The following is a 24,505-nucleotide window of genomic DNA, read 5'->3' on the forward strand; positions in this document are numbered from 1 at the left end:
GGTGATCCTGAGAGACGGGTTCACGGTCGCTCTGGACGCCGAGTTCGCGGCCGCTACCGACTGCGCGGCGGGCGCGCCGTAGGGTGGCCGAGTATAATCCGCGCGGAGTGGGATCGATCGAGCGCTTCTACTACCGTCTCTCGCGAACGAGCTGCAAGGGCACCCGGTGGGGTGCTCGAGCGAAGCGAGCGGGCGACGCGCTCGAGCCGGCCCAATCTGCTGACCGAGCACGAGGCCTCGGCGCTGATCGAGGGCGCCGAGAAGCTCCTCCTCGTCCGTGGCGCGCTGGTCGAGCTCGCAGTGTAAGCGGGACACGAGAACGCCAATCGAGATCAATGCGTCCCTGGGCGCGTCTCGATGCCTCGGTCGAGGTTCTCTATCGTGCGCGCGAGCTGGACGTCGCGTTCGTCGTCAGCACCGACTCGCATCACACGCGGGAGCTCGCACGAAGGGAGTGGGGCGCGTTTCCGGAAACCCGGGGGTGGGTCGACCGTTCGCGCATCGTCAACACCTGGCCGCGCCAACGGTTTCTCGCGTGGGTGGCGACCCATCGCGGCTGAGGACGCGGCACCGGAGGATCTCTCCTTTGCGGCATCGTCTGTTTCTCTTATCTCCGGCCAACTGCTCGGGAAAACGTGCTGGGCTTCTGCTGAGCCCTCGGGCGGATTTCGAGCTCGCCCGAAGGCTCCGGAGCCTGGAGGGCGCCGCTCTCGGTGACGTGTTCAGCTTCATGAGCAACCTCTACTTTCGCGGAAAGCTGGCCTACGCCCGTGCGTTTGCCCGCCCTCCCCGGGACCTGCCCGGGAGCTTCGTCATCACGCCCTCCCGCGGGCTCTGTACGCCCGAATCCCCCATCCGCACGGAAGACCTCCTGCGTTTCGGTCGCGTTCCCGTCGATCCGGAGGAGAGAGGTTACCGGGCGCCTCTGCTTCACGATCTGCGTCGGCTGCGGCGCCTTTCGGCCGACGCCGAGTTCATTCTTCTGGGAAGCATCGCTTCGGAAAAGTACGCGGGATTGCTCGCGTCGGTCCTCGGGAGTCGCCTGCTCTTCCCCGTGGATTTCGTGGGACGTGGCGACATGAGTCGAGGCGGTCTCATGCTGCGTTGCGCCCGCGAGGACAAGGAGCTCCGCTACATAAGCCTCCTCGGCGCCAACCGTCGAGGTCCCAGGCCGGCGCGACTCGCGAAACTCTCTCGTTCCACACCTCCCGAGTAACGTCGCTTCGGGAACTAGCGGCTCCACTTGGAGGTGTTGCCGAGCTCGAACCCATCGACGAATATCGGGTCGATTCGCACGCAGTCGTATGTCAACGGGATGCGGGGGCCGGCTTCGATCATTTCGAAGTCGCTCACCTGAATCGCGGTGAGATCGAAGGTTCCTAGCAAACCCTCCCATTTCGCCACGGTAAAACGGTCGCTCTGTGCGGTCAGAGCGATGCTGCCGCCGTCGGCGAGAAGGATGCCGTATTTCTGCATCGCGCGTGCCACGACGCGCGCGCCCTCGTTCGGGAGGGCGTTCAGAGGGAAGTCGGCGCGCAGTCGCAGCCGGGCGCCGTAGGGCGGAGCCGGCCACGGGGCGGACGGCCCACCGGCGTGGTTCGCGGGATGGACGTAAACTCCGGCCCGAATCCGGTGGTTCGGCAGGATGAACCGGATCGCGTGGTCGATCGACCCCGCGGCGACCTCGTCGGCGCTGAACAGAAGCGGCGCGATGGGAAAGCCCGCCGCATCGGCACTGGTGCATTGCTCGCCGCGTCCGCTGGTCGGATAGGTGAGGAGCATGTTCCATACCGCGAGGCAGCTGGAGAAGACCTCTTCGTTCACGACGTCTAGATCGGTGCTCCACAGCTCGAAGAGCCTGTGAGTCGGGGGATGGACGACGATGAGATGGCAGTCGCCGCCTCCCAGGCATTCGTAACCCGTCTCTCCCTCGAGCGCGCCTCCGGGCGGAACCGGCACCGGCTCGAGGTCGCAGTCCGGTGTGTAGTACGTGGCCTTGGGCGTGTGGGTCCAAAACGGTGTCGTGGCATTCGCCTCGAGCACCTCGATCGAGAAGTCGATCCGCATCGAGCCCGTGCCCCAGCCGCCGTTGTCGGAAAGCCACTGAATCACGTCCGCCGACTCGGTGTCCACGGGGGCGCCAGTGACGTCCTGGTACCACACCGAGTCCAGTGGAAAATAAGGTCCGCTTCCTGCGGCCGGCTGAGCCAGGAGAAAGGGGGGCATGGCCAGAACAACTGCCAGCAACGTCGTCGTTGTTTGCCACCGGCCCCTAACCACACTCATCGCCACGAGGAGAAATCGTCGAGCTCCATCCAGCCGGTGCTGGAGGCCAGCGTTCCGTCCACCGCTCCCCATTTCACGAAGTCGATCGGACCACCGCCGTTGTCGAGACCGGTGAGACCATCGAGCCCCGACCCATCGATCGCGATCGAGAACTCCCCGTCCCCCGCGCCCGCCCTGAAGGAAAGGTGGATCCGGTGGAAGCCGAGAGGAAGCAGAAAGTCGGTGGAATGCTCCACCAGCTCCCCGGCGACATCGTCCCAGGCAAGAATCGCCGCTCGGGTTTCCGACCCGCTCCTCCGTAGTACGACGCGGAACCGAGGCATTCCATTCGCCGAATAGCCGACGAAGTGCCCGATCTCGTCACCCATGGCCAAACTCAGGCCGTCCACTCGCAGGGAGAACTCCGCGTTGTAGGTCGTCTCCGCCGTCGGCATATCGTCTCTGACGTAGGCAAACGGTGACTTCACGAAGGGATCGATGCGGGCGACGAACGATACGCCCGAGGCCACCGAGAAACCGTTCTGCAAGATGACCCGATCGCCGGCGGTGAAGGTCGTTCCCGGAGCCACGACCTCGACGTTACCGGCAGTGACCGAGTTGCAGGCAAGCTGGTTCGAGCTCACCGTGCCCGAAGGAACGACCACGTCGGATTGCGTGCAGGGAATCCCCACCGTGACCCGCAGGCCAAAGTCGCCGGTGAAGGCGGCGCCATTGAGGACTTGCAGGGCGCCACCTCTGGCCTCACGCCCCAGTAACGTCGGCACCAGAACGAGGAGCGACAAACATGCCATGGGGAGGCGGGTACCGTTCCGGCGCACCGTTTGATTGAGTTTATTGGAGACCGTAGCCAATCAGATCCCCCGGTGTTGGTCGTATAAAAATAGGAAAACATAGGAAAGGGGGTGGAGCAACCCCAAACCGGGAGAACGCGCGTCGCGACGTCGGTCCCACAACGTGATATACCCTAGGTTGCGAGGACAACGAAGTGAATCGATGAGAGCGTATTGGCCGGGGTGCCTCATCGTGCTCATTGCACTCGAAGCCGGGGGCCAGGACGTCTCGCTCTTTACCGAGGATTTCCCCTCTGAGGAGTTCGTCGCTCGTCGGCAGAAGGTCTACGACGCCATTGGCCCGAACGCTCTCGCTCTCGTACAGGGAGCGCCTTCTCCCCCGGGCTATGTCCGCTTCCGCCAGACCAATTCCTTCTACTACTTGTCGGGGGTAGAGTCCCCTCACGCCTATCTCTTACTCGACGGGACTCGACGCAGAACGTCGCTCTATCTCCCCCATCGTAACGTGAGGCGGGAGGCAAGCGAGGGGAAGCTGCTCTCCGCCGAAGACGAGGATCTCGTCCGGCAGCTCACCGCGATCGAGCAGGTGTACGGCGTCGAGCTCCTCGCCGACCATTTGGCGCGGTTCGCTCGGGGAGGCGGCGTGCCCACTCTCTATACCCCATTCCAGCCGGCGGAGATGCAGGCGACGAGCCGCGATCTCGCAACCCGTGCCGCGTCCGACATCGCAAGCGACCCCTGGGACGGCCGGCCCACCCGTGAAGCCCATTTCTTGTCACGCATCCGAAAGCGATTCCCCCAGCTCGACGTGGTGGATCTATCTCCCGTTCTCGATGGACTTCGGCTCGTCAAGAGCCCTCGCGAGATCGAGCTCATCCGCAAGGCAACACGGCTGTCGGGACTCGCGCTGATGGAAGCAATGCGCTCTACCGTCGCCGGTCTGTACGAGTACGAGCTCGATGCGCTCGCGAAGCTCTTCTTTCACCGCGCTGGAGCTCAAGGTGACGCCTACTACTCGCTCATCGCCTCGGGAAAGAATGCCTGGTATCCCCACTACCACAAAGGAACGAAAAAGCTTCTCGACGGGGAGCTCCTTCTGATGGACTACGCTCCCGATGTGGGCTACTACACGAGCGACGTCACCCGCATGTGGCCGGTCAACGGTCGCTTCAACGACTGGCAACGCGAGCTCTATGGTTTCTATCTCGGGTACTACCGGGCCATCCTCGACTCCATTCGCCCCGGCGAGGTGAGCGCGATCGTCGAGGACGCGTCCCGAAGGATGGACGCGCTTGTCGACCGATGGCAGTTCAGCAAGCCGATTTACCGCAGCGCGGCGAGGAGGTTCGTGGACGACTACAAGCAGATGGCGAGGGAGCACCCTTCCAGCCTGGGTCACGGCGTCGGCATGGCGGTTCACGACGTCGGAGACGCCGACGGCGTGCTGGTAGCGGGAATGGTTTTCACCATCGAGCCTCAGTTCCGTATCCCCGAAGAGCAGATCTACATTCGCCTGGAGGACGTCATCTTGATCACCGATGGCGGCTCGGAGAACCTGTCGGCCTTCGTTCCCGTGGAAATCGATGAAATCGAGGCCCTCATGAAGGAAGAGGGGCTTCTTCAGAGGTTCGAGCTTCCACATTGAAACGGCTTGGGCGGGGCCGCGGCGAACCGGTGTCATCTCTCGACGCCGGGAACTTTTGGTTTTCTCGGGCGTTCTTGCAGGGTGATGAAAAACTCAACCCACCCTGCGCGAGCGGAGCGAGCCCGGCGCGCTCGCCGCGCCGTAAGCAGCCCGAGCTGTGGCGGCCCGATCGATTGCGGGTCCCGCCACGGCATTGAGCACTAAGAGGTCCGCGAGGTCGATTCTCATGGAATGGCTGACGGATTGGAGACACTCTCTTCGGGTCGTTGCCGCGCGTCCTGGCTTCAGCCTGCTGGTCATCATTCCGCTCGCGCTGGGTATCGGAGCGAACACGGCCATCTTCAGCGCGGTGCACGCCGTGCTCCTGCGCTCGCTCCCGTACGAGGATCCCGATCGGCTCGTGCGCCTGTGGGAGGCGAGGCCCAGGATGGGCCCGGGAGCGGAAGAAATGGCCGCCTTCTCGATGGATCACTTTCGCGCCTGGCGCGAATCGAATGAAGTCTTCGAGGGAATGGCGGCCTATGGGAACGCGAGCTTCAACCTGACCGGAGGTGCCGAGCCGATACGGATCGAAGGCCAACGCGTTTCCCCGTCCCTGTTTGCGATTCTGGGGGTGGAAGCTCTACACGGTCGCGTGCTCTCTTCCGAGGAACGGATCCCGGGGAAGGACCGCGTCGCCGTGCTCAGCCACGGCCTCTGGCAGCGGACGTTTGGCGGTAACCCGTCTCTCGTGGGAGGAGCGATTCGTCTCGATGGTCATCCCTACACCGTCGTCGGCGTCATGCCACCGGATTTTCGTTTCCCCGACGCCGGAAGCGAGCTCTGGGTGCCTCTTCCCGATGAGACCGCAGAGCCGTCTCGACCGGGCGAAATGCGCATCGAGCTCGTTCCCGTCATCGCCAAGCTGGCTCCGGGCGTTTCGATCGAGCGAGCCGAGGCCGAGGGAAATGCCTTTCTCGACCATTACCGCGAGACGAGCGAGATGGCACATCGAATGGACGAGGGCGTGAGCATCCACCTCACGTCACTCAAAGAGCAGCTCGTGCGTCCCATCCGGCCGGCGCTTCTGGTGCTCTTCGCCGCTGTCGGCCTCGTGCTCCTCATCGCCTGTGCCAACGTCGCCGATCTTCTCCTCGTGCGCGCCCAGAGCCGTGACCGAGAGATCGCCCTACGGTCAGCGCTCGGTGCCGGTGGGGCCCGGATCGCTGCGAAACTGGTGATGGAGGGTCTCGTCTACGCAATTCCCGCAGGCGTCCTGGGCGTGCTCATCGCTTGGTGGGGCGTTCGCGCTCTGTCCCTGCTGGTTCCTTCGGATCTCCCCCAGCTCGACGAGCTTTCGATCGACGGAACCGTGCTCGCGTTCAACGTCGTCATCGCGTTGTCGACCGCTTTGCTCGTGGGAATGGTGCCAGCGCTACGCGCGCTGCGGTTGGACCTCGTGGCGGGTTTGAGAGGGCTCGGGGGTACGACCTCGACCGGCCGGAGCTCGAACCTGCTCGCGGCTGCCGAAGTCGGGATCGCGCTCGTCCTTCTCATGGCCGCGGGGCTCATGTTGCGAAGCTTCGAGACGCTCACCCGCGTGGACCCCGGCTACCAGGCCAGGGACTTGCTGAGCTTCCGACTCAGTCTGCCCCAGACTCAATACCCCGATGCGGTGGCCCGGAGAAGCTTCTACGATGTCCTGCGGGCTTCGTTGGAGGGCATTCCCGGGGTCACTTCTGCCGGTCTCGTCAATTCGCTCCCCCTCGACCGCTCGAGAATGATCACGGTGCTCGACATCGAGGGAAGGCCTCCGGTTGCCGACCGGATGCAGATGCCCCGGGCGAGCGTTCGCGTCGTGAGCCCGGGCTTCTTTCGCGCGATGGGAATCCGTCTCTTGCAGGGCCGCGATCACGAAGATGGAGACGACCCGTCGTCGCCGTCTGCCGTCGTGGTGAACCAGTCTCTCGCCGAGCGCTACTTCGCGAACGAGGAGCCCGTCGGGAAGCGTCTCCGCAACCTGGGAGAAATCGTTGGCGTCGTCGCCGACGTGCGTCAGGAAGGGCTCGACGCGAGCCCCGAGCCCGAAATGTACCTGAGCTATCGCGACATCCCCGATCGGCTACTGGAGGGCGTAATGAGCGTCGTCGTCCGTCACGAGCGGCGCGCCAACGTCACCGAAGCCGTCGAGGCGCGCGTGAGGCAGCTCGATCCCGACCTTCCTCTCGCCGACGTCCGACAGATGGAAGCGAGGCTCTCCGATTCGGTGGCCCGGCCGCGCCTGTATGCGACGCTCCTCACTGTCTTCGCCGCCTTCGCCCTCGTGCTGGCCGTGTCAGGCGTGTACGCGGTGATGAGCTACGCCTGGTCGAGGAGGCGAAGAGAAAGCGGAGTGAGAATTGCCCTCGGGGCGAGGCCGCAAGACATCGTGCGGCTGGTGCTGGCCGATGCGCTGCACATTCTGTTGCTCGGACTCGGTGGAGGCGCTCTCGCGGCGATGGTCCTGTCCCGCAGCCTTTCGAGCTTCCTGTTCGAAGTGACCGCCACCGACCCGGCAACGCTCCTCGCCGTAAGCTTGCTCCTCGGAACGGCGGTCCTGGGTGCGGGCGCAGTACCCGCGATCCAGTCCTCGCGCACCGACCCGGTGAAGGCGCTTCGTCACGAATAACGGTCTCGGCCCCTCCTCTGGGCGGCGATGGCGAAGACGGTGCGCCCCTGGCGTCGGTACTTGCGCTCGAAGCTCGTGCCTGCGGTCTCGCCGTCGGCGGCCGCCGATGGAGCGGTGAACGGGACGACGGCCAGTCCGGAAAGCTCGATGGCGTTTCGAATCACGGCGAAATACTCGGAATGATCGGTGGCCACTTGGAGCCTCGCACCCACTCGCATTTTCGCTGCGAGAGACGACAGGAGATCCGGCTTCAACAATCGCCGTTTGTGATGGCGTTTCTTGGGCCAGGGATCCGGGAAGTAAATATGGACGGCGGCGAGCGAGTCGTCCTCCAAGAACTGGACGAAGTCCTCGGCCTCGGCGAGGATGACCCGCGCGTTCGAGCGGGCGTGGCGACGTAACCGATCCGCGGTGTAGATCCAGTACTTGCGAGCGCGCTCGACGCCGAGGAAACGGACGTCGGGACGCCGCTCCGACTCGGCGAGCAGAAAACCTCCCTTGCCGGATCCAACCTCGAGCTCGAGAGGTGCCTCGTCTCCGAAAACGGCCCGAGCGGTGAACGGCTTGGGGGTGTCCTCGAGCGTGAGGCCGAAAGGACCAGGCTGCAATTTCCCTTTGCGTCTCGAGCGCCCTCGACCCATCGTTGGTTATGACGTCCCAATCATGTTAGACTAGAAGATTCTCGTCGGAGGGAAACTATTAACGGTTTAACGTACTTCCTTTAACTTAATCCAGCGAACGAAAGGCTTCCCTCGGCCCCGTTACCTCGAAAAACAGGAGAGATGAGTGAAAACCAACGTGCCCCCGTCCGACCCCGTGGCGACTCGAAGCGGAATCAGCTGGTCTTCCACGATCCCTTTTACCTTGATCCATGTGGTCGCACTCGGCGTGTTCTGGGTCGGTGTGAGCCCGGTGGCGATTGCCGTATGCCTGGCCCTGTTCTGGGCGCGTATGTTCGCCATTACCGGCTTCTACCACCGCTATCTCTCCCATAGAAGCTACAAGACGTCGCGGTGGTTCCAGTTCGTGTTCGCCCTCCTGGGAAACTCCGCGACCCAAAAGGGGCCGCTGTGGTGGGCGGCGCACCATCGACATCACCACCTTTACTCGGACCAGGAGGAAGACGTTCACTCCCCGACGAGGCGAGGATTCTTCTATTCTCACATGGGCTGGGTTTTCGATCGCATCAACTCCCGCACTCGACTGCGTCTCGTCCCCGATCTGGCCAAGTTCCCCGAGCTCCGCGCTCTCGATCGGTTCGACGTCCTCGTGCCCGTTCTCCTGGGAACGGCCTGTTTCGGGCTCGGCGTCCTCCTCGAGGCCAAAGCGCCCGGTCTCGGGACTTCAGGGACGCAGATGCTGATCTGGGGTTTCTTCGTATCCACCGTAATCCTGTCCCACAGTACGTTCACGATCAATTCGCTCTCGCACGTCTTCGGAAAGAGGCGCTTCGAGACCAAGGACACGAGCCGCAACAATCTCGTGCTTGCTCTGCTGACCTTCGGCGAGGGCTGGCACAACAACCACCACCATTACCCGACCTCGGCTCGGCAGGGTTTCTACTGGTGGGAGATCGATATCACCTACTACGGTCTCTTGCTGCTTTCCAAGGTCGGTTTGATCTGGGATTTGAAGAGGGTGCCTTCTCGCATATTGCGGCAGGAGGCCGCGGCCGCCTAGTCAGGCTGATGACAAAGTACAGTCCTGCCTGCGCGAACGGAGCGAGCCCGGCGCGCCAGCGCCGTAAGCAGTCCGAGCCGTGGCGGCTCGATCGATTACGGGTCCCGCCACGGCATTGAGTAACTCTAGAGAGAAGGCGGAAGCCTCTTACCAGCCCAGGATCCAGCCGAAGACGAGGGGAGCCACGATCGATGCATCGGATTCGATGACGTACTTCGGGCAGTCGACCGACAGCTTCCCCCAGGTGATCTTCTCGTTGGGCACCGCGCCGGAGTATCCCCCGTAGCTGGTCGTCGAGTCGGATATCTGACAGAAGTAGCACCATCGGGGCACGTTCTCGCGCCTCAAGTCTTGATGCAGCATCGGCACGACGCAGATCGGGAAGTCTCCCGCGATACCGCCTCCGATCTGGAAGAACCCGATCCCGCCGGCTCGGGATTGTTTGGTGTACCAATCGGCAAAATCGATCATGTACTCGATTCCCGAGCGCAAGACCGTGGGGTCGGTATCCCCCAGGATACAGTGGGCGGCGAATATGTTGCCCAGGGTGGAATCCTCCCACCCGGGAACGAGGATCGGCAGGTTCCGCTCACAGGCGGCGACGAGCCAGCTGTCCTTGGGATCGATCTGGTAGTGGTTCTCGAGCTTGCCGCGAGCGATGAGCTCGTACAGGTACTCGTGCGGGAAGTGGCGCTTGCCTCTCTGTCGTGCCTCGCTCCAGAGCTGGGAAATGTGATGCTCGATGCGGCGCATCGCCTCTTCTTCCGGAATACAGGTATCGGTGACGCGATTGAAATGTCCCTCGAGCAGCGCTCGTTCGTCGGCGGGAGACAGATCCCGGTAGTTGGGTATCCGTTTGTAGTGCTCGTGGGCGACCAGGTTGAACAGGTCCTCTTCCAGGTTGGCTCCGGTGCAGCAAATGATGTGAACTTTGTCTCTGCGGATCATCTCCGCTAGGGAGAGGCCGAGCTCTCCGGTGCTCATCGCACCCGCAAGAGTGATCATCATTTTGCCGCCCTCGTCGATCACCTTCTCGTAGCCGATTGCCGCATCGACCAGGGTCGCGGCGTTGAAGTGGCGAAAGTTGCGCTGGATGAATTGAGAGACCGGTCCTTTGTCCATGAAAAACCCCCTCAGGCACCCGCGTCCAGCGTGGCGCAGGACAATCGATAGAGGACCCTCGCGCCGACGTTGGCATCCCATTCGCTTCCATCTCGGCCGGGTGCCACCTCGCAGAGATCGAAACCGATGATCGAGCGTCCGCTCTCGAGGACGCGTTCGACGAGAAAAAGGGCCTCTTCGTACGAGAGTCCCCCGGGCACCGGGGTACCGGTGCTGGGGCATAGCGACGGGTCGAGGCCGTCGATGTCGAAGCTCACGTAGACCTCCTGCGGGAGCTCCTCGACGATCTCGTTCACGACACTCGCCCAGGCCTCGCCCGAGAACCGCCGTCGGGCAAGCGCCCGGTCCTCGAAGAGACGAATGCGTCCCGCGCTATCGTCGATTACCCGTCGTTCTTCCTCGCAGGTGTCACGGACACCAATCTGAACCAGCTTCCGCACCGCGTCGATCTCGAGGGCGTTGCGCAGGATCGAGGCGTGGGAGTGAACGAACCCCTCATAGGCCTTCCGGAGATCGCAGTGGGCATCGATGTGCAGGATTCCGAATGATCGGTGTCGATCCGACAGGGCCTGCATCAAGCCGAGGGCGGTGCTATGGTCCCCGCCCAGGAGGCCGACACGCTTTCCTCTCGAAAGTAGCTGCTCCGCTTCGTTCCGCACGCGGGCGACCATCCGTTCGCAAGCGGCATTCACTTGCTTGGTAACGTCGGTCCCCGCGTCGCCTTCGAGGATCCGCAGAACCATCTCTCGGGCACGGTCGCTCTCCCGGCGAATCTCGGCGGGGATGGGCGCCATGGCGATGCCCGCCTTCCAGGCATCGGGCCTCGCCGAGTCGTAGAGATCGACCTGCGCGGAAGCGGCCAGAACCGCCTCGGGAGCGGATGCCGTCCCGGCGCCGTAGGAGACCGTGGCCTCCCAGGGAACGGGAAGAATCACCAGGGCCGCGGAGTCGACGTCGAAGGGGAGCCCCCACAACCTTCCCGGCCCGCCAGGTGCGCTGGGATCGAAGTCGTTCGAATCCCGGTGGGCGGCTTCATTTCTCGACATGAGTCGTGGCCGTCGCCCGCGCAGGCGACGGACGTTCTGGCGGAGCCTCGGGGTCGCGACGATAGCCCAGGACTCTCAGAACTTGCTTGCTGCTCTGCTCCTCGTGGAGAACGCGGTAGTGGCGTGCGCCTTCTTCGTCGACGGATATGACGACGTGTTTGGGATCGGGCATCAGACAATGATGGAGCCCTCCCACCCCGCTCAGCACTTCCTGGTAGGCGCCGGTGTGAAAGAAGCCGATGTACTGCTGTTTGGGCGTCGCCGGCATGAAGATCGACTCGAGATGCGCTTCCTCGTTGTAGAAGTCGTCCCCGTCGCACGTCATTCCGCCGATGCTGACTTTTTCGTAGCCCGCGCCCCAGTTGTTGATGGGGAGAGTGATGAACCGGCGGCTCAAGGCCCAGACGTCGGGAAGCATACTGATGATGCTGCCGTCGATCATGAACCACTTTTCGCGATCGTTCTGCTGCTTGCGGCTCAGCACTTTGAACAAGGCGCCACTGCTCTCGGCGACGGTGAAGCTACCGAACTCGGTCACGAGCGTCGGCTCCTCGACGTTGTGGTCGGTGCAGATTTCCTTGATGGTGCGAACGATCTCCTGCACCACGTAGGCATAGTCGAACTCGAATCCGAGCGAGTTGCGGAAGGGGAGCCCGCCGCCGATGTCGAGCATCTCGAGATCGGGATCGACTTTCTTCAAGCGACAATAGAGGCTGACGAAACGCCGGAGCTCGCTCCAGAAGAACGGAGTGTCGTGCATGCCGGTATGCACGAAGAAATGGAGTAGGCGGAGCTTGAGGCTCTGTTGTCGGGCCAGCCGTTGCTCGTAGAACGGGATGATGTCGTCTTCCCTCATGCCGAGCCGGCTCGTGTAGAAGCTATGTACCGGGGGCTCCTCGGTCGCCATACGGATGCCCAGCGAGCAGGGAACTTCCAGCTCGTGCTCGTAGAAGTTCAGCTCTTCCTTGTTGTCGAGGATGGGAACGATGTTGAAGAAGCCGTCGTGGAGCATGTCGACGATGTGCTGCTTGTACTCGTAATCCTTGAATCCGTTGCAGAGGATGAAGGTCTCCTTCGACAGGTAACCGGTTCTCTCGAGCGTGTCGATGATCGGCATGTCGAGTGCGGAGGAAGTCTCGAGCTGAACGCCGGATTTGAGGACCTCGACCATCACGTGCTTGAAATGGGAGCTCTTGGTGCAATAGCAATAGATGTACTTCCCCCGATAGTCGTACTTCTTCATCGCGTCCTCGAAGTACAGCCGGGCTTTTCGAATGTTCTCCGAGATGATCGGAAGATAGGTGAACCGGACGGGAGTCTTGTACGTCTCGATGAGCTCCATCATGTTGATGCCGTGGAAATAGAGCTCGTCGTCGATGACCTGGAACCCCTCGGGGGGGAACTCGAAGCTATGCGCCAGGAAGTCGTAGAAAGTTTGCATGGTCGGTACAGGTTCGATTATACGGGTCGATCCACGCCGCCCACAAAAGTAATTTGGGGTGCCCGCCAGTCACCACACCATGTCCAAAACCGCGTCGCGCACCGAAGGCCAAGCCCTGGAGGTCGGAGCGATGGGCTCGAAATGCCCGGAGTCCTCCAGCACGGTGAGCGTCACGTCGTCCCCGGCGCGGGCGCTGATCGCGGCGAAATCGCGCGCGAAGGCGACGGGGACGATCGGATCGAGCGCTCCGTGTACGAGGTGCTGCCTTACACCGAGCGGCACGAGCTCGATGGGGGAGGCCTCGGCGTATCGCCGAGGGAAAGCCTCGGGCGTGCCGCCGATGAGCCGGCCCGCCATGTCGCCGCAGACGCCTTCGGCGAGGGCCCGTCTGAGATCGTCCACCGCCGCCAGCGAGACGACCCCCTTGAGCCCGAGGGGTGGGCCTCCACGAATGGCGCTCTTCCGAGCCAGCTTCCATCGGCTCGCGAGCCACAGGGCGAGCTGACCTCCCGCGGAATGGCCGACGGTCAAGACGCGGGCGAGGTCGAGCTTGTGCTCGGCGGCGATGAGGCGCAGACAATCCGTGGCCGCGGCGACATCGAGGAAGGTGCCGGGCCAGCCGCCGCCAGGATCGCCCACTCGACGGTACTCGATACTCCAGGTCGCGATACCCGTTGTCCGCAGCGCATCGGCGAAGCTCGCGATGTGTTCGATATCGTATTGCGAGCGCCAGCATCCGCCGTGCACGACGATGGCCACCGGATGCGGGCCGGCCCCACCCGGCAGTCGCAGATAGCCGAATTGCGAGGGCTCGGCGCCGTAGGCGATGCGCAACCCCGGCTCGGGACAGGGGAGCTCGAGAACATCGTCGAGGCTCATGAGCGGCGGCATTGTCATTCACACACTCTAGTATTCAATGCCGTGGCGGGACCCGTAATCGATCGTGCCGCCACGGCCCGGGCTGCTTACGGCGCGGCAGGCGCGCCGGGCTCGCTCCGCTCGCGCAGGGTGGACCGTACTTTTTCATCAGCCTGACTGATTCAATGCTCGCGCGAATCAGGATAAATCATTCGCCTGCCAGGGAGGGTTTTTGCGCGGATCTCGTCCTTTAGATCAGGGAGTGAGGACAGGAAAGGGAGGAACCTTTGAGACCGCGATCCGCGATCTCCGAGCCCTCGATCGACGCCGTACTGGCGGAGTTCGTCGAAAGCCGAAGACCGACCCTCGATGAGAGCGAGATTCGGCTCTATCGGCACGTGATCCTGCTTCTCGAGCTATGCCTCAACAACTACGGCCACCGGAATCTGGACGCACGGGAGCGCGCGTTCTACGAGGCGCGTTACCACGACGGGAAGAAGCTGTTTTTCGAGCTGTTCGGGCCCGACAAGATACTCGCGGAGCTCGATTTCTTTGCCTCCACCTTCCTCGCGAAGGACGTTCATACGTCCGAGCGCGTCTACAGGCTTGCGCCCGAAGTCGTGGCGGATCTGCGCCAATGGCTCGTCCGGGAGCAGTACGTGGCGGCGGCGGAAGACGAGAAGGCAATCCTTCGACAGCGTGAGCACGATACCGCCAAACGCGGAAGTCGGCGGATCTGCCGATTGCTTCGTCGAACGAGAGTATCCGTCGAAGCCGAATCGATGATGGCGGAGGACTACATCCCGAGCGACCATCACCTCGTCCAACGCGTTGCGCCCAGTAGAATCTGGTTTTCCGTCTATCGGTCAGCCAAGTCGGAAACGGTCGGCCCCATCTGGGTTCCCTCACTCGTGTCCGACGCCTTGCGGGTTGGCTGGAACGTTCATTGCGCGCTCGGTCGACTCCGGGGTCGATGGCGCTTCGTCGAAGTGGAGGGAATCCATCCCCGAGGGTAGCAGCGGGGGATTCGGGACAGACTTCAACGCTTTCGCGTCAGCACCAGCCCCTCGAAGCCGTGCCGCGCCGGGGCCACCGAAAGGAATTCGCGCGCTTCGGGGTCTTCCTTGATCGCGGCGTCGAGGAACCGGCGCACGTAGAGACACAGAAGATCGTATCGGGTACGGTCCACCGGGGAGCCGTTCCTCGTGAGGAGCGTGTAGGCAACGGCGCCCCCGAGCGAGGTGAACTCGGCGTGGGTCGCGCCGTCGAGAGTGAGGCGGTACGCGTCCCCTCTGACCACGGTATCGAAGTAGCGAGTGCTCTTTCGCGTCCGTCCCTCCGATTCTTCGGATGCGGTCGCGTGAAAGAAGGGTGCCGTCGCCGCCGAGGGATCGAAGAAGATCGAGTCTTCGAGCAGGCGGCGTCCGTACTCGTAGCCGGTGGCGGCATCGAGACTCACCACGGCTCTCACATCCGGATTCTTCATTTGAAGAAGAGCCTGGGAGACGCCCCCGAAGCTCGCGCCCACGAGTCCAATCCGGCTGATGTCGGCATGGTCGTAGTCGTGAATGGATTGGATGGCGAACTCCATGTCACGAACCTGTGCGTCCAGACCGAGCTGATCGAACTCGGCGACGGCGTCCTCTCGTCGGGGCAGAGACGGGAGCGACACGCTCACATAGCCGTGGCTCGCGAGATACTCACACAGGACGGAGTTGAGATAGGAAGGTGCCGTCAATCCGCCAGCGAACAGGAGCACGGGAAACGACCCTTCGGCCCGGTGAGCACCAACATAGGCGTTGGTGAGCTCATCGAGTAGCCCATCGACGTCGGGGCGGGAAACATCGAGACCGTTGAGGCGGAACCTCTCGACGAGGACGTCGCGTCCCGTCTCGACGACATAGTGTCCGAAAGGGATTTTCTCGCCGCTGTCGTCATCGTCGGCCGGATACCAGATCGACAAAGAGACCGGCCTTGCCCGATGGGGTCCGGCCGACCGAAAAGGGCGCGAATGGTCGTCGACCTCGATGAGATCAAACCCGACACGATGAGGACCCGGTTGAAGCTGGCCCCAGAACGGCGAAATCGCGACGATCGTAGTCATCGCGATCGAGCCCATGGGTGGAGCTTAGCGCGCGCACTCCGCGGAGTCGACCAGGGCCGCGGACGCCTCCAGGACCTGGCCGGCATCAGGATCCCTGCTCTCGACGACGATCGAGCTGCCGGTCTCACGAAACGACCTTTTCGACCGTCGACGTGGCCGGTCCTTTGGAGACGCGAAATTGGACAGGAATCTGCTCGGCGAGGCCCTCTTGATGAGTGACGAGACCGACGATGCGCCCCCGCGCTCCCAGCTCCTGAATCGCGGCGGCCACCACCTCGAGCGTATCGTTGTCCAGCGTGCCGAACCCCTCGTCGAGAAACAGCGATTCGAGCGGCACCGAGCCCGAGGAGGCGAGCTCTGTCGTTTGCTCGGCGAGCGTCAAGGCGAGTGCCAACGAGGCCAGGAACGTTTCGCCACCGCTCAATGTACGTGCCGAGCGACGTTCGTCGGCGTTTCGGTGGTCGACGACCTCGAAGTTCAACCGGTCGTCGTACTCGAACGAGTACTGACCGCTCGAAAGCTCTTTCAGGATCACTGTCGCGCCTTCCGCCAGTCTCCGGAAGGCCTCCTTCAGAAGCCAGCGTTCGAAGCCGGTTGCCTTCAAATGCTGCCCGAGCGCTCCCGCGATCTCGGCCCGCTCGCGCTCGGCTCGAATCTCGAGTCGAAGCTTCTCCGCCCGGCGCGAGATCTCCGCCATCTGAGCCACCGCATGGCGTGCCTCGACGAGAGCGTTCACGACGACGTCGCGCAACCGATCGTCTTCCGTCGGGAGATCCAGCTCGTGACCGGCCGCTCTCAGCGCGGACAGCTTCGCTCCTCGCTCCCGACCGAGCCTCTCCGATTGGACTCGAGCCCGGGACGCGCTGTCGCGTCGGGTCGGGGCGGCCGCTCTGGCCCAGTGGTGAAGCGTCGTCCACGACTTGCCGAGACTTTCCCGATCGGTCGGAGGCGGTTCGAGAAACGTGACGCGGTCGCGGGCCTTCTCGAGCTCGGCCCAGCCGTCGGCCACGTCTCGAGAGAGCGACTCGAGAGCTCGCCGAGCGCGTTCCTCGTGTGCAAGCGCCTGGCTCGCCTGGGCGCGCGCGTTCTCGAGCGACCCGTCCGCCCGGCTGGCCTCTTCGCACTCGGATGCGGAAGGCGCTTTCGCGAGTTTCCGCTCGAGGTCACGAATTTCCTTTTCGAGGCCCTGGACCCGCTCGCGCGCGAGAATCGCACGAGTCTCCGCCTCCCGGAAGTCGCGCTCCGCCTTCTCGCGCTGGTTCGCGACCTTCTTCAGACGTCTCTCCCGCTCCGCCAATCGCACCGGCAATCTCCGTTCGGGAAGCTCCTCGATCCGTTGGTTGCAGACCGGGCAGCGCTCACCTTTTGCGAGTCGAAGTGCCAGGACGTGCGCGGCGTGGTCGCCGCGCGCGGCTTCGACCCCCTCCTGAGCGGCACGTTCGTCTTCGGCGCATTGGGAAAGCCGCGCCGCAAGGGTCTCGACGGTGTTGTCTGCGTCATCGCTCTGGCTCTGGCACAGGACGAGCCGCTCATTCGCCTGTAATCTCTCGGCCCGCGCGGTGATCGCCTCGTGTATCGTAACTGCGGAAGGTAATCGGTCGCGTTCGGCCTGGGCGGTCCGAAGGGCATCCCGGGCGCCGGCGTGGGCCGTCCGGGCTTTCTCCAGGGCGGTCTCGGCCCGTTCGAGCTCGACCGCGAGGGACTCCGCCCGCTTCGGAACGACCAGAGCATCGAGGAGCTTGGCTTCGTGCTCCCTTTCTCTGGCCTCGGCCTCGTATTCGGCGGCCTCTCTCGCGAGCCGGTCGAGCTCGGGGAGAGCCTCGTCGATTGCGGCGGCAAGACTCTCGAGCTCGCGGACCCGAAGCCGGGCCTTCTTCCTCGCTTTCGCGCTGACATCCCCGATCCGGCCGAGCTCGTCCGAATGGAGCTGTGCCGTCTGTTTCGCCACCGCTTCCCGCGTCCGGGCGAGAACGCCCATTTTTTCGTAGACTTCCACTCCGAGCAGCTTCGTCAGGAGATCCTGACGCTCGGCGGGTTTCTCGTGCAGGAATCGAGCGAACTCGCCTTGGGGGAGCACGACGCACGTCGTGAACTGGTCGAAGTTCAGCCCCAAGAGCTCGCGGATTTTGCGAGTAACCTCCTCCGCGCTTCCGGCGAGGACCCTTCCGTTCGATTCGAGACGGGCCTCTCTCGTCGTCGCACCGCCCCTCGAGCCCCTTCTCACGACGCGCACGGCGGAGAAGCGGTCGTCGCCGAGCGCGAAGTCGAACCTCACTCTGGCTTCGAGCTTCCCTTGACTGATAACGGGGTGCACGAGATTCGGGTTCCCGTAGCGAGCCACGCTTCCGTAGAGCGCAAAAGTCATGGCGTCGATCAGGCTCGACTTGCCCGAGCCCGTGGGCCCCGTGAGGACGAAAAGCTCCGCGCCCTCGAAGTCGAGGACGGTGTACTCTCGGTAAGCCGTGAAACCCTCCAGTTCGAGCCTAGTCGGTCGCATAGACCTCGTCGAGAAGCTCGTCGAACAGGGAAAGGAGCTCGGGAACCGGACCGCCGTGCTCGTCGAGATAATCGGAGAAGAGCTCCCGCGGCGTCCGGCCGATTCGGGAAGCGCTGGGTTTCGGCTCCTCGGTCTTCGTTGCGATCAGGACGTCCACCGCGTTGGGGAGAATGTCCCGAACCTTCTGCGCGAGCCCCGGCACCGGCGCATGAGCGATCACGACTTTCAAGTACGCGTCGCCTAGCTCTGTTGCGAGGGTCTCGAGCTCCTCGAGCTTTGCCCTGACGAACCGCAGGCGTCGGCCCGATGTGAGGCGGACGCTTTCTACTCGGGCGGGGCTCGAGGGCTCGGCATCGACGAGGTTCACGCTTTTTACGTCCTCGGTCTCGCCGAAATCGAGCTGCAGCGGCGAGCCCGCGTACCAGATCGGGCAGGCACCGGCCAGTTTCTGGGCGCGGTGAAGGTGACCGAGGGCGACGTAGTGAAAAGCCCCCGGGAAAGCGGTCGTGGGTATGCCGTACTCGAAGATCGTGTGCGCCGACCGCTCCCCGCCGCCCAGCTTGCCCCCGTGAACCATCGCATGGGCGAGCAGGATGTTGACGGTTCTCGGCGGGGGTGATTCGGCGGACAGCGCCTCGATGATGCGAGCGGCGCGCTCGGCATAGTCTCCCACGTGCTGCGAGGCGTCCTTCATCATGAGGTCGTCCGCCTTTACGATCGCCCGCTGGGACAGAAACGGAAGGAGTGCGACCTGGGCGCCCCCGAGCCGGGTTTGCAATGTGATCACCCCCCCCTCGGACGGCCGAGCAATCGACGGCAGCACCCGGATGTTGGTCAGACGCAACAGCGGCTCGACGGCAGCGAGCCGCCGGGGGTTGTCGTGGTTGCCGGAGATGACGACGACCCACTCGACCACTCGGGCGAGGTCCAGAAGCGTTCGGTACACGATCTCTTCAGACTCCGGTGAAGGCGATGGGCTGTCGAAGAGATCGCCGGCGATGAGCGCGACGTCGACCTTGGCCTCCCTCGCGATCGCCACGATCTCTCCCAGGACGGCCCGGTGCTCGTCCGCACGGCTGCGCCCGCGAAGCGTCTTCCCCACATGCCAGTCTCCGGTGTGAAGAAAACGCACTTTAGGCTAGGCCCTCGAACGGATCGCGGCCACCTTTTGGGGGTGGCCTGCGGCTCGTCGACACTCTGGCTTCTTCCTTTCGCGTGGCCCAAGAGGGAAAGGGAAACCGGGTGACGAGCGGTATCGGGAGCTCGGGTTGCGAGAGGATCATCGTGCCGGGCTTCACGATCGTTGCCCTCTGCCGATGGACGGCCGGCAGGAACCCGTATTCGTCCCGGCCCGCCTCCGCCGTATCCAGCCGCCCCACGACCCGGACCGCCGAATTGCCGATGACGCGGCGCTCGACCTCACTGGCCGTCTGCTCGGCACCGATCAGAATGATTCCGAGCGAGCGCCCCCGCTCGGCGACATCCAGAAGGGTCTCCTTGATGGGGCTCGTCCCCTCTCGGGGCGCGTATTTGTTCAGCTCGTCGAGCACGACGAAGAGCAGCGGCCGGGCAACGCCCGCTTTCTCTTTGTCATCGAAAGCCCGGCGGAGCGTCACGCCGACGACGAAGCGTTGGGCCCGATCGCTCAAATTGTGGAGATCGACGACGGAGACTTGGGCCTGGTGGCGGATCATGTGGCGATCCGCGTTCGGGATGTCTCCCCGGACCAGATGCTCGACATGCCGGACCGCTCCATAGAGCCTGCGAAGAAAGGCGTTTACCGTACCCTGACCCATCGCCAGTCCGACCCACGAGGGGCGGGTGGACTCGTCCTGGACGCACTCCTCGACGAGCTTCGCGAGCTCTCGGAACGTCCTCACTTCGCGGCCTTCGAGCTGGGCGCCGCCATCGGGAAGGGACACCGCGTCTTTCAACTTGGCCATCACGTTCGATATGACCATCGTGTACTGCTGGCGGTCGTCCTCGGCATCGGCGAACAGAAACGGCAAGAGGCCCTCGCGGCAGAACTCGGATATCGTCCAGAAATAGGATTTGACCCCGGTATGTCGGGTCGCGACGTCGGGCGAAGCGGTCCGGTCGTCTCGCCGGGGTGGCGCCCAAAGCTCGACGCTGCGAAAGGCTTCGGGAGCGAGCCCGAGCTTCTGGTACTTCATCCGCTCGATCTCGGGGAGGTTGGCGTTCTCGTGATCGAGAAAGAGGAGATCTTCGCCCTTTACGTTGTAAATCAGGGCTTTCGTGTTGAGACGGTCTGCTCCCAGCACGTCGGAGTGAAAGAGGCTGTACAGGAGGAAAGTCGCGTAACTGGTCTTCGTCGCGACGCCGGAGATGCCGCTGATGTTTACGTGGGCGCCCCTCGTCCCGTCGATGAACTCGAGATTGAGGTACACGGGCTCTTCGTCCCGAGAGAGTCCTGCGCCGAGCCGATTCCTCGGCTCCATGCCATCGAAGAAGAGGGCCCGCTCTCTCTCGGCGCCCCGCGCCCGACGAACTTCGCCGCCGGGAAGTGGCGGAACGAAAACCTCTGGCTCGAAACGCGTGGCCATCACCTTCGCGGCTTGGCTCACGTGCCCGGGGAGTACCCCGTCCTGGATGAGAAAAACGTCGGAGTCGAAACGTACTCCCTCGTGCCGGGCGCGCACTTGAATCACCAATCCGAAGATCTGCACCGAGCTTCCGTCAGGGAGCGCACGCTCGAGGGCGACGACGTCGTCGAGCTGCAGGTATTCGCCCTCGCGCACCGCGACCCAAAACTCGAGAGGAGTCGCATCCTCCGTCCCCAGGACGCGCCCGACGATGTTGGTTTGAGCGGTCACTCTACGAGGAAGAGTACCGAAAAGGACGCTATTCCTGCCAACGAACGTCCGGAGCGGGATGAGAATCGAGCCCGGCTCGCTCCGCTGCGGCCAAGCGTTGGGAAAATCCTACATCATCGTGTGCCGCCCTGGCAACCGGGCAATTTGCTCAATCCCCTTCGGCTAGAATGACGGTGGTTATGATCATCGATAGACTTGCTACCGAAAGCGAATGGGTACGTAACTTCACCAACCGAGCGCGCGTAATCGAGGCGCCCTTCGCGCTCCTCCCCCCACGAGAAAGCCAGCTTGTCGGCAAGGCGGCCCTCGTCCCTCGGGACGGGGACAGAATCTCGGGCCAGTTTGCCAAGCCGCCTTTCGCTAACGTCGTGATCTTCGGAAACGGCGACGAAGGACGCGAGCAGGGCGCACTCTTCGTTCAGAGCACCGAGGTGGCCCACGTCGATGAACGGTTCCTCGAGCTCGTGCCGGCGGACGCCACCCACGTGCTGCTCGTCACCGTTATCGGGATGACCCCGCGCTTCGATTGTCTCGTCGCCTACCGTTTTCTCTCCTTCTGCGGCGAGCATTTTTCGTCAACGCCGCACATGGACTTGGTCCACGAGATGTCGAAACAGGCCTTCGTCCAGGTCAATGGATTCTCTCCCGAGCGCGTGGGAGCCGAGCTTGCGATCGACGAGAACGACTGGAGGAGCTTCATTCAGCACCAGGTGGGGGCTATCGCCGCACTCTTTGCACTCCTCAATTGCCGGAACGTGGTGAGCTCGCGCGTCGTACCCGACGCCAGATTGCAGCGCGCGCGTCGCAAGACGGGTAAACATCCGCTCTATGCTTACTCGACGCTGAAAGTGAGGCCGGCGACGTCGAGAAACGGCTCCGACAAACTTCGTCCCATCCACTGGGTGCGCGGCCATTTCAAGGAGTACACCCCCGAGCGACCGCTGTTCGGCAAGATCTCGGGTCTATTCTGGTGGGAGCCCCATCTCGTGGGAGCGGAGCACGACGATTATCGAGGCCAGAGCCAGCCGAACGTACCTGCGGTCACGAGTGCGTAGACCAATCCATCGGCAACGTTCTTCAGCGTCGTGCTCCACGATCGGCCCATCCAGATGGAAGCAACCGGCTGTGCGCCCGCGTGACCGAGAAACGCCGCCGTGCCCGCGAACCGGAACACGCTGAGATAGGCTGTGCCCGGGGCGAGTATGCGCCCGGTGAGATAGGCGACGACGACGCCGAGCGCCACGCAGTACAGGAACCACTGAGCCAGGTGCTTTCCCATCACCGGAGGCCCGCTGGGAAGGACGGTCACGATTCCCACCGGCCCCCTCTTGTACTTCTCCTGCATTTCCGGCGAGCTCATCTCTTTGTGGCTCGCGGGACAGGGGAAGATGTAGTCACCGGGGGAAACGTTCTCCTTCCGCACCGCTTCCAGGAGTCTCTCCTCGTTCGGAAGCTTCTTGAAATCCGTCCGGTGATAGGCCAGCACCATGTGGATCACCGAGCTGACGACGAATACGAGCATCGCGGACAGTAGAATCGGAAGCCACAAGGACGTTATGGGAACCATGCTCTCCCTCCCGGCTGCGCACGATACTCGAAGTACGTGATGCGGGACAATCGCGCTTCCCGGTAACGCAATCGTTTGCGACGCAGCTCCCATCCGGAAAGCGTGCGTCAGTGGGCTTCGAGGGCTCGCTCCACGATTCGCTCGAGGGAGTCGTCTCGATAATCGTGAACTCGTTTTCCGTTGATGAAGAAAGTGGGCGTGCCAGTCACTCCGAGCTCCTGGGCTTCGGAAATGTCGTGCCCGATCGCTTCCCGCGTCGATTCCGACTCCATGCAGTCCTCGAGCTCTCCGAGGTCGAGGTCGAGCTCACGAGCAACCTGCAGGATCACGCCTTCGTCGATCTTCGGGGCGAGGAACAGCCGGTCGTGAACTTCCCAGAAGAGATCCCTCTCCCGAAGCCCGGCGCAGCGGGCAAGAAGCGCGGCTCGGCAGGCGTTCGCGTGGAGCTGGCGCTGCATCGTGGGGTTGCACGCCTGGTCGAGGGGAAGGTTCTTGAAGACCAGTTTGACGTCGTCTCCGAACCGGTCTCGTACCCGCTTGACCGAGGACGACGCCGTGCGGCAGTAAGGACATTCGAAATCGGTGAACTCGACGATCGTGACGGGTGCGTCGTCCGGCCCCAGTACGAAATCCCGATCGGGCGACCAGGAGACTTCCTGTGGCTCGGCCTCCTCCCACCGCTCGAGCGCCACTTCCGAAATCGGCTCTTCGGCCCCGGCCGTTCCTTCCGGGAGAGATCGCCATAGCAGGGCGAGGACGAGCAAGAGACCCAGCCCGGCGAAAGGCAGCACCGCCAGAATAAACGGCTCCTCTTTGTCCCGATTCTTTCGAGCCATTCTATCCATGCGCAGCGCGGCTGTCCGGAGTGCCTCTTGCATCAAGTATCCCACAGTCGCCCGATTCGCGGTGGGGCGAGACCAGCGAAAGAGACCTTCGACAGTCAGCCCTCGGTTCGTCGAGCGAGGCGGGCTGGTCGGCTTCCTGGCCGCGCGCTCATGCCGCGGTCCTTCGAGCGAGACGGGCGTCGATGTGCTCGGCAAGCTCCGACGCATCGGCCCCGACTCCATCGATGAAGCTCGATTTGCGCCGTTTGAGGAATTGAAGGCCGAGCACGTACAGGCCGGGCGAGTCGGACACGCCGCCCTCGTGGCGGATCTCGCCGCGCTCGTCGAGGACGGGCACCTTCAACCAGGGGTAGCTGCGGCGGAAACCCGTGGCCCAGAGCACGGTCGTGATTCCCTCGGCGCGCAGGTCGATCTCCGTGGGGGCCGGATTGGGCTTCACCGGAAACACGGGCTCGGCCGCGTCCACTTCGGATTGAAGCCCTTCGAGCTCGATGAAACGATCGATCCTCTCGAGCAGGTCGACGAGCTTCGCGTCGGCCCGTGCCGTGGTGGCTTTGAGATCGTCGGCGAACGAAACGAGGTCGCGGTCGAAAGCGATGGCTCGCCCGGCGAGCTGGATGCCCCGGTCCTGCAAGATGCCGAGGTCGATCGAGCTTCCGTCTGACGCACCGATCAATTGCAGCGAAGGTTTGTTGCGCGAGCCCTCCACCCGTTCATCGAGTGCGCCCATGGCGTCGAGCCACCACATGATGTCCCGACCTCGGTAGCGGCGGGGGAGTCGCGTGTGGCGTCCCACGGAGAGCGTGACCGGGCGTCCCGAAGCATGGATCTCGTTCGCTAGCTGGATGCCGGACGCGGATGCGCCGACCACGAGCGCACCGCCTGCGGGGAGCTGGGCGGGGTTACGATACCGACTCGGAACGAGCTGCAAGAGATCATCGCTGAGGCCCTTCGCCAGGTCGGGTACGAATGGCTTATCGGCATGCCCGGTTGCGATGACGACGTTTGGCGCCTCCCAGATACTCCAATCCGTCGTGACCCGGTACCAAGTCAGGACTCTCCTGACGGAGCGCACCGTCGTCTCTTCCACGACCGGCGCCGAGAACGACTGGGCGTATCGTTCCAGGTAGTCGATGATTTCC

General features: G+C 63.4%; 22 protein-coding genes. 8 read left to right on the forward strand and 14 right to left on the reverse strand.

Annotated elements, in window-relative coordinates:
* Positions 1–171 precede the first annotated feature (171 nt).
* Genes VEK15_24530 through VEK15_24540 form a run of 3 tightly spaced genes read left to right on the forward strand, consistent with a single transcriptional unit; the run spans position 172 to position 1,216 of the window.
* Positions 172–306 (forward strand): hypothetical protein, encoded by a 135-nt coding sequence (locus VEK15_24530; protein HXV63890.1) that lies wholly within the window; start codon positions 172–174, stop codon positions 304–306.
* 29 nt (positions 307–335) lie between these two features.
* Positions 336–560: a hypothetical protein gene (locus tag VEK15_24535; protein ID HXV63891.1), complete on the forward strand. Its 225-nt coding sequence runs from the start codon at positions 336–338 to the stop codon at positions 558–560.
* Between the two features lie 26 nt (positions 561–586).
* Positions 587–1,216, forward strand: coding sequence for a hypothetical protein (locus VEK15_24540; GenBank protein HXV63892.1), 630 nt, complete (start codon positions 587–589; stop codon positions 1,214–1,216).
* Between the two features lie 14 nt (positions 1,217–1,230).
* On the opposite strand, the gene VEK15_24545 is transcribed toward VEK15_24540, so the two are convergent.
* Both VEK15_24545 and VEK15_24550 read right to left on the reverse strand, forming a co-directional pair.
* Complete coding sequence (locus VEK15_24545) at positions 1,231–2,226, reverse strand: hypothetical protein (GenBank protein ID HXV63893.1); 996 nt, start codon at positions 2,224–2,226, stop codon at positions 1,231–1,233.
* Positions 2,227–2,282: 56 nt separating this feature from the next.
* The gene (locus tag VEK15_24550; protein HXV63894.1) at positions 2,283–3,077 is read right to left on the reverse strand and encodes a hypothetical protein; all 795 of its coding nucleotides are present in this window, start codon (positions 3,075–3,077) and stop codon (positions 2,283–2,285) included.
* A 202-nt stretch (positions 3,078–3,279) separates the two neighbouring features.
* On the opposite strand from VEK15_24550, the gene VEK15_24555 reads away from it, so the two are divergent.
* Both VEK15_24555 and VEK15_24560 read left to right on the forward strand, forming a co-directional pair.
* Positions 3,280–4,722: a Xaa-Pro peptidase family protein gene (locus VEK15_24555; protein ID HXV63895.1), complete on the forward strand. Its 1,443-nt coding sequence runs from the start codon at positions 3,280–3,282 to the stop codon at positions 4,720–4,722.
* Between the two features lie 226 nt (positions 4,723–4,948).
* On the forward strand, positions 4,949–7,369 hold the full coding sequence (locus VEK15_24560; GenBank protein HXV63896.1) for an ABC transporter permease: 2,421 nt from the start codon (positions 4,949–4,951) through the stop codon (positions 7,367–7,369).
* Here the strand turns inward: VEK15_24560 and VEK15_24565 are convergent.
* The gene (locus tag VEK15_24565) at positions 7,360–7,977 is read right to left on the reverse strand and encodes a hypothetical protein (GenBank protein HXV63897.1); all 618 of its coding nucleotides are present in this window, start codon (positions 7,975–7,977) and stop codon (positions 7,360–7,362) included. The two genes, VEK15_24560 and VEK15_24565, sit on opposite strands and share 10 nt — an antisense overlap.
* Before the next feature lie 178 nt (positions 7,978–8,155).
* Between VEK15_24565 and VEK15_24570 the strand changes: the two genes are divergently transcribed.
* Positions 8,156–9,049, forward strand: a complete 894-nt coding sequence (locus tag VEK15_24570; GenBank protein HXV63898.1) for an acyl-CoA desaturase — start codon at positions 8,156–8,158, stop codon at positions 9,047–9,049.
* Between the two features lie 147 nt (positions 9,050–9,196).
* Here the strand turns inward: VEK15_24570 and VEK15_24575 are convergent, their stop codons facing one another.
* The 4 genes from VEK15_24575 to VEK15_24590 form a co-directional block, all read right to left on the reverse strand.
* Positions 9,197–10,171: a deoxyhypusine synthase family protein gene (locus tag VEK15_24575; protein ID HXV63899.1), complete on the reverse strand. Its 975-nt coding sequence runs from the start codon at positions 10,169–10,171 to the stop codon at positions 9,197–9,199.
* 11 nt (positions 10,172–10,182) lie between these two features.
* Positions 10,183–11,217, reverse strand: coding sequence for an agmatinase family protein (locus VEK15_24580; GenBank protein ID HXV63900.1), 1,035 nt, complete (start codon positions 11,215–11,217; stop codon positions 10,183–10,185).
* Positions 11,204–12,658, reverse strand: coding sequence for an arginine decarboxylase (locus VEK15_24585; GenBank protein HXV63901.1), 1,455 nt, complete (start codon positions 12,656–12,658; stop codon positions 11,204–11,206). The genes VEK15_24580 and VEK15_24585 overlap by 14 nt, the downstream gene beginning before the upstream one ends.
* Positions 12,659–12,727: 69 nt before the next feature.
* Positions 12,728–13,555 carry an alpha/beta hydrolase gene (locus VEK15_24590; protein ID HXV63902.1) on the reverse strand — a complete coding sequence of 276 codons (828 nt, stop codon included), beginning with the start codon at positions 13,553–13,555 and terminating at the stop codon, positions 12,728–12,730.
* 248 nt (positions 13,556–13,803) lie between these two features.
* Here VEK15_24590 and VEK15_24595 point away from each other — a divergent pair, with 248 nt between their 5' ends.
* Positions 13,804–14,532, forward strand: a complete 729-nt coding sequence (locus tag VEK15_24595) for a hypothetical protein (protein HXV63903.1) — start codon at positions 13,804–13,806, stop codon at positions 14,530–14,532.
* A gap of 23 nt (positions 14,533–14,555) precedes the next feature.
* Here VEK15_24595 and VEK15_24600 read toward each other — a convergent pair whose 3' ends face one another.
* The 4 genes from VEK15_24600 to VEK15_24615 form a co-directional block, all read right to left on the reverse strand.
* Entirely contained in the window at positions 14,556–15,635 is a 1,080-nt protein-coding gene (locus tag VEK15_24600) for a hypothetical protein (GenBank protein HXV63904.1), read from the reverse strand.
* A gap of 109 nt (positions 15,636–15,744) precedes the next feature.
* Positions 15,745–18,117, reverse strand: coding sequence for an SMC family ATPase (locus VEK15_24605; GenBank protein ID HXV63905.1), 2,373 nt, complete (start codon positions 18,115–18,117; stop codon positions 15,745–15,747).
* A complete protein-coding gene (locus VEK15_24610; protein ID HXV63906.1) occupies positions 18,104–19,249 on the reverse strand; it encodes an exonuclease SbcCD subunit D in 1,146 nt (381 codons plus the stop codon). Before VEK15_24610 ends, VEK15_24605 begins: the two co-directional genes overlap by 14 nt.
* Position 19,250: 1 nt before the next feature.
* Positions 19,251–20,951 (reverse strand): ATP-binding protein, encoded by a 1,701-nt coding sequence (locus VEK15_24615; protein HXV63907.1) that lies wholly within the window; start codon positions 20,949–20,951, stop codon positions 19,251–19,253.
* 179 nt (positions 20,952–21,130) lie between these two features.
* Here VEK15_24615 and VEK15_24620 point away from each other — a divergent pair, with 179 nt between their 5' ends.
* Positions 21,131–22,006 (forward strand): hypothetical protein, encoded by an 876-nt coding sequence (locus tag VEK15_24620; GenBank protein HXV63908.1) that lies wholly within the window; start codon positions 21,131–21,133, stop codon positions 22,004–22,006.
* Here VEK15_24620 and VEK15_24625 read toward each other — a convergent pair.
* The 3 genes from VEK15_24625 to VEK15_24635 form a co-directional block, all read right to left on the reverse strand.
* The gene (locus VEK15_24625) at positions 21,958–22,518 is read right to left on the reverse strand and encodes a hypothetical protein (GenBank protein ID HXV63909.1); all 561 of its coding nucleotides are present in this window, start codon (positions 22,516–22,518) and stop codon (positions 21,958–21,960) included. The two genes, VEK15_24620 and VEK15_24625, sit on opposite strands and share 49 nt — an antisense overlap.
* A gap of 107 nt (positions 22,519–22,625) precedes the next feature.
* Entirely contained in the window at positions 22,626–23,354 is a 729-nt protein-coding gene (locus VEK15_24630; protein HXV63910.1) for a thioredoxin domain-containing protein, read from the reverse strand.
* Positions 23,355–23,511: 157 nt separating this feature from the next.
* Positions 23,512–24,505 (reverse strand): NAD(P)-binding domain-containing protein (locus tag VEK15_24635; GenBank protein ID HXV63911.1); only part of this gene is annotated, 994 nt, incomplete at its 5' end.

The organism is Vicinamibacteria bacterium (assembly GCA_035620555.1).
Classification (GTDB): domain Bacteria; phylum Acidobacteriota; class Vicinamibacteria; order Marinacidobacterales; family SMYC01; genus DASPGQ01.